Origin of the sequence: Saliniramus fredricksonii (assembly GCF_900094735.1) — a bacterium.
GTDB classification, from domain to species: domain Bacteria; phylum Pseudomonadota; class Alphaproteobacteria; order Rhizobiales; family Beijerinckiaceae; genus Saliniramus; species Saliniramus fredricksonii.
Window position 1 is genome coordinate 572207 of record NZ_FMBM01000001.1, and the last position, 12228, is coordinate 584434.

Genomic DNA, 12228 nt, shown 5'->3' on the forward strand with positions numbered 1-12228 from the left:
CGCCAGCGCTAGCCCAGATTGAGCTCGCGGAAGAAGTCGTTGCCCTTGTCGTCGATGACGATGAAGGCGGGGAAATCCTCGACCTCGATCTTCCAGATCGCCTCCATGCCGAGTTCGGGATATTCGAGAACCTCGACCTTCCTGATGCAATCCTGCGCCAGACGCGCTGCCGGGCCGCCGATCGAGCCAAGATAGAAGCCGCCATGGGCCTGGCAGGCCTGGCGCACCTGTGAGGAGCGGTTGCCCTTGGCCAGCATCACCATGGAGCCGCCGGCAGCCTGGAACTGGTCGACGAAGGAATCCATCCGCCCCGCCGTGGTCGGTCCGAAGGAGCCCGAGGCGTAACCTTCCGGCGTCTTGGCCGGGCCGGCATAATAGACCGGGTGGTTCTTGAGATAATCCGGCATCGGTTCGCCACGATCGAGCCGCTCGCGGATCTTGGCATGGGCGAGATCGCGCGCCACGATCATCGGCCCCGAGAGCGAGACCCGGGTGCGGATCGGATGCTTTGACAGCGCGCCGAGAATCTCCGACATCGGCTGGTTGAGATCGATCCGGACCACGTCGCCACCGAGGCTCGATTCGTCCACCTCGGGCAGGTAATCCGCCGGATGCGCTTCGAGCTGCTCGAGAAAGACGCCCTCGCGGGTGATCTTGCCGAGCGCCTGGCGATCCGCCGAGCAGGAGACGCCGAGCCCGATCGGCAGCGAGGCGCCGTGGCGCGGCAGGCGGATGACGCGCACGTCATGGCAGAAATACTTGCCGCCGAACTGTGCCCCGACGCCGAGTTGCTGCGTCATCTTGTGGACTTCCTCCTCCATCGCGAGATCGCGGAAGGCGTGGCCGTCCTCGCTGCCCTCGGTGGGCAGGGCGTCGAGATAGCGGGTGGAGGCGAGCTTCACGGTCTTCAGATTGAGCTCGGCGCTGGTGCCGCCGATGACGATGGCGAGGTGATAGGGCGGACAGGCGGCGGTGCCGAGCGTCAGGATCTTCTCCTTGAGGAAGGCCATCAGCCGGTCCTTCGTCAGCACCGAGGGCGTCGCCTGGTAGAGGAAGGTTTTATTGGCCGAGCCACCACCCTTGGCCACGAACAGGAACTTGTAGGCATCCTCGCCCTCCGCATAGAGCTCGATCTGGGCGGGAAGGTTGTTTCTGGTATTCTTCTCCTCGAACATGGAGAGCGCCGCGAGCTGGGAATAGCGCAGGTTCTTTTTATCATAGGCGTCGCGGATGCCCTGGGCGATGGCGTCCTCGTCGCCGCCATCGGTCCAGACGAAGCGGCCCTTCTTGCCCATGACGATGGCGGTACCGGTATCCTGGCACATGGGCAGCACGCCGCCGGCTGCGATATTGGCGTTCTTGAGCAGATCATAGGCCACGAAACGGTCATTTGCCGTGGCTTCGGGATCTTCCAGGATCTTGCGCAGCTGGGCCAGATGCCCGGGGCGCAGGAGATGGTTGATATCCATCATCGCCTGCTCGGCGAGCAGCCGCATGGCCTCGGGCTCCACCACGATCATCTCGCGCTCACCCATCTTCTCCACCGTGACGCCCTCGCCGGTGAGCTTGCGATAGGGGGTGGTGTCGGGACCGAGGGGGAAGAGCGCGTGTCGGGTATGAGCCATGATCGTCTCTCTTGGATGGCGGCGGATTGCGCCGTGAGGGAAGAGCGCGTCGCGTGACGCGGCAATGCCGCGCTGTTTAAGGCTTTTGTGGAGACATTCCAAGGCAGGATTCGCCAAGGCAGGATTCGCCAAGGCAGGATTCGCCAAGGCAGGATTCGCCGAGGGAGCATTTGGCGAGGGAGCATTTGGCGAGGAAGGATTCGCCAAGTGGGATTACAGTGCATGAACGCGCGGGGCGGAGCGAAGAAACCGCAATGACCATCTTGCCGGCAAGCCATCAGCTGCCATCTTGCCAGCAATAATCGCCGATGATATGGTTCGACCAATCGAAACAGGAGGATATCGTGGCCGAACCGCAACTCTCCGTACGCAGCGCCAGAGCACGCGATCTCGCACGCCGGCTCGCCCGGCGCGAAAATCGCTCCATTGCCGATATCGTCGAGCGGGCGCTCGAATCCTACGAGATTCGCGCGACCGGGCGCGAGCCTGCCTCTCGCTTCTATGAGCGTATTTCCGCGACCTGCGGAACCGATATCGATCTGGAGGCTGTCATCCGCGAGAATCGAAAGGCCCATACAGGGCCTGAACTATGATCTTCATCGATACGAACGTCATCTCGGAAACCTTGAAGAAGGCGCCTGACCCCGCCGTCATGGCATGGCTGGTCAGGCACGATTCCGAATTGGCGCTACCGAGCGTCGCCATCGCCGAAATAGCGTTCGGCATCCAGAAAATCCGCCCTGATCAACGCGCCAATCGACTGGAACAGGGGCTTTCCGACTGGCGGGAGCGGTTTTCCGATCGGATTTTCGGGCTGAATGAAGCTGCGGCGCTGTCATACGGAGAGATCATGGGCACCGCCATGCGTCAGGGGCGGACAATGTCGGCACCGGACGGGATGATCGGGGCCATCGCCGCCGTGAACGGCGGTCGGCTTGCAACCCGAAACCTCGCCGATTTCGCCACAGCGGATCTCGAACTCATTAACCCGTGGGACTTCTGAAATCTATCCGGTTCGTCCGGTTCGGTTTACACTCTGACAGATCGATTGAGCGCACCCCGCCCCCCTCAGACGCTGCCCACCGTCTGCAGGCGCGTGCGGGTGTGGATCTCGCCCTGGCTCATCACCGGCGTCTCGCGGCGGAAGCGCTCGATGATGGAGCGCACGAAGGGCCGTGTCTGGATCGAGGTGACGAGCACCGGCATCTGACCCTGCTGGGCGGCCTGTTCGAAAGCGTCGCGCACGGCGGCGACGAATTCCGAGAGCTTCGACGGCTGCATGGCCAGATGCCGGTCCTCGCCCTGGCCGACAATGGCATCCATGAAGGCCTGCTCCCAGGCCGGCGACAGGGTGACAATGGGCAATTGCCCGTTGGGGCCGATATGTTGCGCGCAGATCTGGCGACCCAGCCGCATGCGCACGTGCTCGACGATGTCGCGCGGATTCTTGACGCTGCCCACCACCTCGGAAACCGCTTCCAGAATCGCGCCGAGATCGCGGATCGACACGCGTTCGGCGAGGAGCAGCTGCAGGACGCGCTGGATGCCGGTCGTCGTGATCTGGCTCGGCACGATCTCCTTGAGCAGATCGGCGTGATCCTTGGGCAATTCGGTGAGCAGCTTCTGCACCTCGATATGGGTGAGCAGTTCCGGCATATGCGCCTTGATTACCTCGGTGAGATGGGTCGAGAGCACGGTCGCGGCATCGACCACGGTATAGCTGCGCAGCTGCGCCTGCTCGCGCAGGCCCGCATCGATCCAGGTCGCGGGCAGGCCGAAGGTCGGTTCGAGCATGTGCTGGCCCGGCAGCTGCACCTGCCCGCCCATCGGATCGATCGCCATGAACAGGCCGGGGAAGATCTTCCCGGTGCCCGCCTCGATCTCCTTGACGCGGATGACGTAATCGTTGGCCTCGAGCTGGACGTTGTCAAGGATGCGCACGCTGGGCATGACGAAGCCCATCTCGGCGGCGAGCTGCCGGCGCAGCGCCTTGATCTGGTCGGTCAGGCGTTCGCCCTCGTTGCTGCCATTGACCAGCGGCAGAAGCGCATAACCGATCTCGACCTTGAGGTCGTCGATCTTGAGCACCTCCGAAATCGGCTCTTCGGCCGGCTCCTCCGACTCCTTCGACGCGCGCGGCTTGCCCTGGGCGTCGAGGTTGTTCACCTCATGCTCGCGCGCCTTCGCCTGCTTGCCGACATAATAGGCGAGCGTCCCGGCACCGGCGGCGAGTGCGAGGAAGGGCAGCATCGGGATGCCCGGCAGGAGCGCAAGCGCCACCATCACCATGGCCGACATGCCGAGCGCTTTCGGGTAATGCGCGAGCTGCTGGCCAAGCGCCTTGTCGGCGGCGCCCTTGACACCGGATTTGGAGACGAGCAGGCCCGCCGCCGTCGAGACGATCAGGGCCGGGATCTGCGAGACCAGCCCGTCGCCGACGGTAAGCATGGTATAGCTCGCCGCCGCATCGCCGAAGCTCATCCCCATCTGCGCCACGCCGATGATGATGCCGCCGATGACGTTGATGAAGACGACCAGAAGACCGGCAATGGCATCGCCGCGCACGAATTTCGAGGCACCATCCATCGAACCGAAGAACGAGCTCTCATCCTCCAGCTTGGTGCGCCGGCGCCGCGCCTCGTCCTCGTCGATCAGGCCGGCGGAGAGATCGGCATCGATCGCCATCTGCTTGCCGGGCATGGCGTCGAGGGTGAACCGCGCCGCGACCTCCGCGATACGGCCCGAGCCCTTGGTGATGACGACGAAATTCACCAGGACGAGGATGGCGAAGACGATCACCCCGATGACGAAATTCCCGCCCATGACGAAGCCGCCGAAGGCTTCGATCACGTAGCCCGCCGCATCCGTCCCCTCATGGCCATAGCTGAGGATCAGCCGGGTCGAGGCCAGATTGAGCGACAGCCGCAGCATGGTCGCGATCAGCAGAACCGTCGGAAAGGACGAGAATTCCAGCGGCTCCTCGATGAACAGCGCCGTCATCATGATCAGCACCGAGAAGATGATCGAGACTGCCAGCAGCAGATCGAGGACCGGCGCCGGCATGGGAAAGATCAAGACGACCAGGATGCCGATCACGCCGAAGGCGAGCAGCAGATCGGTGCGCCGCGTATAGGTCGCGAGCCCGCGCAGGCCGGGCAGGCTGACACCATCCGTGGCGCTCAGCCCGGCAGCGCTCTGGGCCGGGCCGCTGGCCGTCACCGCATTCGCCGAATCGTTCATCAAACCCCTCACCGAACCACCCGGCAAGTTTTGCCGGGTGTATGGTTACCGAAGGGTTAAGACCGCTGTGATCAGGCGCCGCGCGCCTTGTGGACGATCAGGCGCCGCGCGCCCTGGAGAGATCGATCGGCAGCGCGCGTATGCGCAGGCCCGTGGCGGCATGGACGGCATTGCAGATCGCAGGCGCCAGCGGCGGAACGCCGGGCTCGCCCATTCCCGTGGGCAGCGCATCCGATTCGACGAGATGTACCTCGACGCGCGGCATCTCGGTGAAGCGCGTCGGTTCGAACGTGTCGAAATTGCCTTCGACCACGCGGCCCTCATCCAGCGTGACGGCGTTGCGCAGGACGGAGGAGAGCGCGAAGCCGATGGCGCCCTCGACCTGGGCGCGGACATTGTCGGGATTGATCACGATGCCGCAATCCACCGCCGCGACGATACGCTCGACGCGGAGATCGTCGCCTTCGACGGCGACTTCCGCCACCATCGCGACATGAGAGCCGAAGGAGCGATGCACCGCGACGCCGCGCCCGCGCCGGATGCCATTGCCCGCCGGCATCTCGCCGCCCCATCCGGACCTGTCCGCAGCGAGCCGCAAGACGGTCGCATCGCGCGGTGATTGCCCAAGAAAGTACAACCGATAAGCGACGGGATCGGCACCTGCGATGGCCGCGAGCTCATCCATCATGGTCTCGGTCACCTGCGCCGTATGGGTATGCCCCACCGATCGCCACCACAGCACGGGAACCTGTTCGCGGGTATTGTGGATCTCGAGCCGGAAATCATCGAGCGCATAGATCGGATCATCAGCGCCCTCCACCGTCTGGTGTTCGATGCCGGAGAGGTCCATTGCTTCGAAGGCGCTGCCGGCCAGGATCGGCTTGCCCACGATGCGCTGCACCCAGGAGCGCGGCAGATTGTCGGCGCCCAGCCCCACCAGCACGCGGTGATGCACCATCGGGCGATAATAGCCGGCGCGCATATCGTCCTCACGCGTCCAGACCAGATGAATCGGCGCGCGCTCTCCCGTCGCCTTGAGAACATGAGCGGCTTCGGCGATCCAGTCGGAAGTCGTCGCGCCCCGGCGCCCGAAGGAGCCGCCCGCAAACAGCGTGTTCAGCGTCACCCGGTCCGCCGTGACGCCCATGATCCGTGCGATCACCGCCTGGTCGAGCGTCTGCATCTGAAAGGCGCCCCAGGCCGCGTAGCCGCCATCCGCCTTGCGTTCGACCACACCATTCAGAGGCTCCATGGCCGCATGGGCGAGATAGGGAAAGTCGTATGCCGCCTCGATGATGCGCACGGCATTGCGCATACCGGCATTCGCGTCGCCCCGAAAGGCCGCACGCCGTCCCGGCTCGAGGCCGAGCGCGTGGAATTCCGCGCGCAGATCGTCGCTGGAGCGCGTCTCCGCGCGGCTCTCGTCCCAGCGCACGGAAAGCGCCTCGCGCCCCTTCATCGCCGACCAGGTATCGCGCGCGACCACGGCGACGCCGGTCGGGATGGCCACGACATCGACTACGCCGGGCACCGCCCGTGCGGCCGTATCGTCGAAGCCTGCGAGCCGCGCACCGAAGCGCGGCGGATGCGCCACCATGGCAGTGAGCTGGCCCGGACGGCGGATATCGAGGGAATAGACCGCTTCCCCGCGCGCCTTCGCCGCACCGTCGAGACGCGGGCGGTGCTTGCCGACATGGACGAAATCCGCACGGGTCTTCAGGATCGGATCAGCGGGAATCGCGCGCGCAGCCGCAGCGGCGGCAAAAGCGCCGAAACCGGATTCGCGTCCGCTCGCCTGATGGCGGATACGCCCGTTCGCGACGGTGACATCGCCCGGCGCGACACCCCATTCCTGCGCAGCGGCGCCAATCAGCATGGCGCGTGCCGCAGCACCGGCCTTGCGCAGCTGCATCCAGGAATTGGGTATGCCGGTGGAAGCGCCCGTTCCCTGCACGGGTCCGAAGCTGAGATTGTTGTACAGGCGATGATCGGCAGGGGCGAAGGCAAAGCGCATCTGCTCCCAATCCGCATCAAGCTCCTCGGCGACGATGGTGGTGAGCCCCGTCGCGATGCCCTGCCCCATATCGAGATGCTTGATCAGCACCGTCACCGTGTCGTCGGCATCGATGCGGATGAAGGCGTCCGGACGCGCCGGCGGGTCGAATTCGGGCGCGTCCGCAGCCGCGCCGGCACGGCGCGCCCCGAACCCGGTCGCGACACCGACGACCAGGGCGCCGGTCAACGCCGCACCGCCCTTCAGCAGGCTGCGGCGGGAGGGCCGGGAGATCTCCGTGAGCGGGCGGAAAAGCATGATGATCTCCCTCAGGCCAGCGCGATGGCGGCATCGCGCACGGCGTCGCGGATGCGTTGATAGGCCCCGCAACGGCACAGATTGGCGTCCATCGCCTGCGCGATATCGTCATCGCTCGGATCGCTGTTTTGCGCCAGAAGCTCTATGGCGCGGATGATCTGGCCGGGCTGGCAATAGCCGCATTGCGAGACATCGCGGTCGATCCAGGCTCCGATCACCGCATCGGCGACGCGCCCCTTCGCCCCCTCGATCGTGGTGATCGTCGCGCCGTCGACATCCTCCAGCGGCACCACGCAGGCCGGCATGGCCATGTCGTTGACGAGGACGAGGCAGGCGCCGCATTGCGCGATGCCGCAGCTGTATTTCGCGCCGGTCAGCCCGAGATGATCACGCAGGGCCCAGAGCAACGGCATCTGCGGATCGAGATCGAGCTCATGGCTCTCGCCGTTGACCGTCAGACTGATCATCACCCGCTCCCGCCTTGCCTGTCCGTCACCCGTAAATTTCTCACCTACAAGGTAGGAAGGCTAACACGCGCCGCCACCCGGGCAAGTACGAACCGCCCGAAAATCGGGCAAGTGCGGCGGCGCAAAGCCGCATCCGCAGCCTTCGCCTTGTCAGGCGTCGTTTTCTGATCGAACGTCTCGCGGAAGCGGAGGGTTGCGTCGCATGCAGGATCAGGAGCCCCGGGCCGCCGGGACATTCGATTACATCGTGGTGGGCGGCGGCACGGCGGGGTGCGTTCTCGCCAACCGGCTGAGCGCGGATCCGCGCAACAGCGTGCTCGTGATCGAGGCCGGTGGCGTGCCCCGCTCACCCTGGATCGACATTCCCGCCGCTTTCGGCAAGACCTGGAAGGATCCACGCTACAACTGGAACTTCGCCACCCATCCCGAGCCCGGCACCGGCGATCGGGCGATCCCCGTGCCGCGCGGACGCAGCCTCGGCGGATCGAGCCTGATCAATGGCAGCATCTATGTGCGCGGCCAGCGCGAGGATTACGATCTGTGGGCGCAATCCGGAGCGCGCGGCTGGAGCTTCGCCGATGTGCTGCCCTATTTCCGCAAGCTGGAGCGCTTTGCCGACGATACCCCGGATGCCGGGCTGCGCGGTACAGACGGGCCGATGGACGTGATCCGCGTGCCCGAGCGCCATCCCCTGCTCGACGCCTTCATCGCCTCCGGGCAGGCAGCGGGGCATCCGCTCAACCCCGATTACAACGGCAGCCGCCAGGACGGTTTCGGCTATTATCAGGTGATGCAGCGCAAGGGACGGCGCTGGAGCGCCTATCGCGCCTGGCTCGAACCCGCCATGCGCCGGCCCAACCTCACCCTGCGCACCGGATGCACCGCCACGTGCCTGACCTTGGCTGATGGCCGCGCACAGGGCATCCGCTACCGCCGTGCCGGCATCGCGGAACACGCGCAGGCGCGCGGGGAGGTCATCCTGACCGCCGGCGCGATCCAGAGCCCGCATCTGATGGAGCTCTCCGGCATCGGCGATCCGCAGGTGCTCGCGCAGGCGGGCCTGCCGGTGAACCATGCCCTGCCGGGGGTGGGGGCGAATTACCAGGATCACTACGCCACCCGCATGAACTGGCGCGTCACGCAGCCGGTCACCCTCAACGAGCAGACCCGTGGCTGGCGCCTCCTGCGGGCCGTCGCGCAGTATCTGCTGACCCGGCGCGGCATCCTCACCCTCGCCACCGGAATGGCCCATGGCTTCGTGCGTACGCGTCCGGAGCTGGAAACGCCGGACGTACAATATTTCTTCGTGCATGCGAGCTACGCGAACGCCGCCGACCGGGTGCTCGACAAGCGTCCCGGCATGACCATCGGCGTCACCCAGCTGCGGCCCCGTTCGCGTGGTCATATCCATGCCGTGAGCCCCGACCCGCTGACGCCGCCGCGGATCAGCCCGCGCTTTCTCACCGACGATATCGATTGCGAGACCTTCGCGGCGGGCATGCGCATGGCGCGTGAAATCATGGCGCAGGCCCCGATGCGGGCTTATCTGGGCGAGGAGATGAATCCCGGCCCCGATTGCAGATCGGATGCGGATCTCATCGCCTTTGCCCGCGCGACCGGCCAGACGATCTATCACCCTGTCGGTACCTGCGCCATGGGCGAGGGCCCCGGCGCCGTGGTCGATCCGCGCCTGCGGGTACATGGCGTGGCCGGATTGCGCGTCGCCGATGCTTCCGTGATGCCGCATCTCGTCTCGGCCAATACGCAGGCGGCGGTGATGATGATCGCGGAGAAAGCCGCCGACATGATCCTCGCGGATGCGCCCAGCAGCTGAGGCAGGCGCCCCGTCATATTGTGCCGGGTCACAAAATCTTGACTTGGCCAGCGCTTGCGGTCAGTGTCCGCGCCCGCACGCCTCGCCTTCCGCGCGGCGGCTTTGATGGTCTATCAGCGGAACCGCATGCGTACTTATCTGGATTTCGAAAAGCCCGTTGCCGAGCTCGAGGGCAAGGTCGAGGAACTGCGTCGGATGGGCGAGGCCGACGATGCGGTGGCGATCTCCGACGACGTCACGCGCCTCGAGGACAAGGCCTCGCAGGCACTTTCGGAGATCTATGCCGCGCTCACGCCCTGGCAGAAGACGCAGGTCGCGCGCCATCCCCAGCGCCCGCATTTCCGCGATTTCTGCGAGGGGCTGATCAGCGATTTCACGCCGCTGGCCGGAGATCGCAAATTCGGTGAGGACGAAGCCGTGATGGGCGGTTTCGGGCGGTTTCGCGGTGAACCGGTCTGCGTGATCGGTCAGGAGAAGGGCTCGGACACGCAGGCGCGCATCCGCCACAATTTCGGCATGGCCCGGCCCGAGGGCTACCGCAAGGCCGTGCGGCTGATGGAACTCGCCGACCGTTTCGGCCTGCCGGTGCTCAGCTTCGTCGATACGGCGGGCGCCTATCCGGGCATCGAGGCGGAAGAGCGCGGCCAGGCCGAGGCGATCGCCCGCTCGACGGAAGCCTGCCTCGGACTGGGCACGCCCAGCGTGGCCCTGGTGATCGGCGAGGGCGGCTCCGGCGGGGCCATCGCCATCGCCACCGCCAGCAAGGTGCTGATGCTCGAACACGCCATCTACAGCGTGATCTCGCCGGAAGGCGCGGCCTCGATCCTGTGGCGTGATTCCGCGCGCGCCCAGGATGCAGCGACCAACATGAAGATCACGGCGCAGGATCTGCTCAAGCTTGGCGTGATCGACCGCATCGTGAAGGAGCCGATCGGCGGCGCCCATCGTGACCCGCAGGCGGTGATCGAATCCGCCGGCGATGCGATCGCCTCCGCCTTGTCCGATCTGGCCGGCAAGGATCCCGATGCCCTGCGCGCCCACCGTGCCGACAAGTTCCTCGCCATCGGGCGCAATCTCTGAGCGTGCCCTGCCGGAGCGCTCAGGCACTCCCGGCAGCGCCGGATGCGAGGCGGATCAAGCATTTGTTAACCACGTTCACCCGCTCTACCCCCTCACTACCCCCTTGCGGTAACGCTTCGCTAACGGTAACGATCATACTCAGATGGGTCACCGTCGTAAGCGGTCGCGTCCGTGCGGGTCGAAATGATCGACCGGCGCGCGTTGCGGATACGGGGGTGAAAACGCATTCTGGAGCGGGGACCCCATGTTGAAGCGTTTGATGCTCGTGGCCGGCATCACGATCGCCCTCGGCGCCTGCAACGCCGATCGTACCGTTTCGTCGAACCGGCACCTCCAGCCCATCCCGCCGGAGACGGTGGCGCTGATGCAGCGCAACGGCGTGGCGCCCGAAGACCCGATCATGATGCGCATCTTCAAGAAGGAAGCCGAGCTCGAGATCTGGAAGGAAGGTCCCGACGGGCGCTACGCGCATCTCAAGACCTACCCGATCTGCCGCTGGTCCGGCCAGCTCGGCCCCAAGCACCGCGAGGGTGACCGGCAGGCGCCGGAAGGATTCTATACGGTCACGCCGGATCTGATGAATCCGAATTCGGCCTACTACCTCTCCTTCAATCTGGGCTACCCCAACCGTTTCGACCGCGAGCACGGACGCACCGGAAAGCACCTGATGGTGCATGGCTCGTGCACCTCCGCCGGCTGCTTCGCCATGACCGATGAAACCGTGGCCGAGATCTACGCCATCGCCCGTGAGGCCTTTGCCGGCGGGCAGCGCGGTTTCCAGGTCCAGTCCCTGCCCTTCCGGATGAACCCGGAGAATCTGGCGCAAAAGCGTTACGACGAGAACATCGCCTTCTGGCGCAATCTCAAGGAAGGGCACGATCATTTCAAGGTGACCCAGCGCCCGCCGCAGGTCGAAGTCTGCAATGGACGCTATTCCTTCAACACCCAGGGATGCGCGCCGACGGACGAGCGCGTCACGCAGGCCGTGGCCGAGCGTCGCAGCCGTGACGAGACCCGTATCGCGCAATTGATCGAGCGCGGCACGCAGGCCGTGCGGCTCGTCTATCAGGATGGTGGCAGCCACCCCTCCTTCCAGAATCAGGCCGTGGCCTTCGCCAGCGCCACCGATGCATCACAGCTGTCGCGTCGCGCGCAGCGCCTCGGCCAGGTCTCGCGCCCGGATGCGATCGCGAGCGGCCCGCGGACGATTCCCGTCGGGTCGGATGGTCAGCCCCTGGAATCATCCGCTGCGACGACCTTCGCGCAGAGGCAGACCCCCGCCCCGGGCGCCACATCCGCTGCGGGCACCGCCGAGGCGGGTGACGGCGGCGTCACCAGCGTGGCACGCGAGGATGCGCCGCCGACCCGTCCGCTGCATCAGCGCCTGTTCGGCAACCTGTTTTCGCGTGACCGCCTGTCGGGCGACGAACCGACGCAGCCGGATGCGACAGAACCTCCGACACCGCCGCAACGGGGCGCGCAGATGCTCAATGGCGCGCAGCCGCTCACGCCGCATGGCGATGCCCGCTACACGTCGTTCCGCTGAGTGCGCGAATCGCCACTGATTCGCGGACGCCGACCAACGGTTGCCAGGAATCCTCAACCCTTCCCCTGACAGGCATCATCTCCGTCGGGGGCAGCGTCGCCTTTGCCGGAAGCACGCCTTATGGT

At 65.8% G+C, this 12228-nt stretch carries 9 protein-coding genes; 5 read left to right on the forward strand and 4 right to left on the reverse strand.

Annotated features, from left to right (window positions below):
• Positions 1-8: 8 nt before the first annotated feature.
• Positions 9-1625, reverse strand: a complete 1617-nt coding sequence (locus GA0071312_RS02630) for a fumarate hydratase (protein ID WP_074443503.1) — start codon at positions 1623-1625, stop codon at positions 9-11.
• A 344-nt stretch (positions 1626-1969) separates the two neighbouring features.
• On the opposite strand from GA0071312_RS02630, the gene GA0071312_RS02635 reads away from it, so the two are divergent.
• Both GA0071312_RS02635 and GA0071312_RS02640 read left to right on the forward strand, forming a co-directional pair.
• Entirely contained in the window at positions 1970-2218 is a 249-nt protein-coding gene (locus GA0071312_RS02635) for a type II toxin-antitoxin system VapB family antitoxin (RefSeq protein WP_074444154.1), read from the forward strand.
• Positions 2215-2628 (forward strand): type II toxin-antitoxin system VapC family toxin, encoded by a 414-nt coding sequence (locus GA0071312_RS02640; protein WP_074443504.1) that lies wholly within the window; start codon positions 2215-2217, stop codon positions 2626-2628. Before GA0071312_RS02635 ends, GA0071312_RS02640 begins: the two co-directional genes overlap by 4 nt.
• A gap of 65 nt (positions 2629-2693) precedes the next feature.
• Here GA0071312_RS02640 and flhA read toward each other — a convergent pair whose 3' ends face one another.
• The 3 genes from flhA to GA0071312_RS02655 form a co-directional block, all read right to left on the reverse strand.
• Complete coding sequence (flhA, locus tag GA0071312_RS02645) at positions 2694-4865, reverse strand: flagellar biosynthesis protein FlhA (RefSeq protein ID WP_074443505.1); 2172 nt, start codon at positions 4863-4865, stop codon at positions 2694-2696.
• Between the two features lie 97 nt (positions 4866-4962).
• Complete coding sequence (locus GA0071312_RS02650) at positions 4963-7176, reverse strand: xanthine dehydrogenase family protein molybdopterin-binding subunit (protein ID WP_074443506.1); 2214 nt, start codon at positions 7174-7176, stop codon at positions 4963-4965.
• An 11-nt stretch (positions 7177-7187) separates the two neighbouring features.
• Positions 7188-7643: a (2Fe-2S)-binding protein gene (locus GA0071312_RS02655; RefSeq protein ID WP_074443507.1), complete on the reverse strand. Its 456-nt coding sequence runs from the start codon at positions 7641-7643 to the stop codon at positions 7188-7190.
• 202 nt (positions 7644-7845) lie between these two features.
• Between GA0071312_RS02655 and GA0071312_RS02660 the strand changes: the two genes are divergently transcribed.
• From GA0071312_RS02660 to GA0071312_RS02670, 3 genes are all read left to right on the forward strand, one after another.
• Complete coding sequence (locus tag GA0071312_RS02660; RefSeq protein WP_074443508.1) at positions 7846-9477, forward strand: GMC family oxidoreductase; 1632 nt, start codon at positions 7846-7848, stop codon at positions 9475-9477.
• A gap of 126 nt (positions 9478-9603) precedes the next feature.
• Positions 9604-10557, forward strand: a complete 954-nt coding sequence (locus GA0071312_RS02665; RefSeq protein ID WP_074444155.1) for an acetyl-CoA carboxylase carboxyltransferase subunit alpha — start codon at positions 9604-9606, stop codon at positions 10555-10557.
• Between the two features lie 244 nt (positions 10558-10801).
• Positions 10802-12103 carry a L,D-transpeptidase family protein gene (locus GA0071312_RS02670; protein ID WP_074443509.1) on the forward strand — a complete coding sequence of 434 codons (1302 nt, stop codon included), beginning with the start codon at positions 10802-10804 and terminating at the stop codon, positions 12101-12103.
• Positions 12104-12228: the final 125 nt, after the last annotated feature.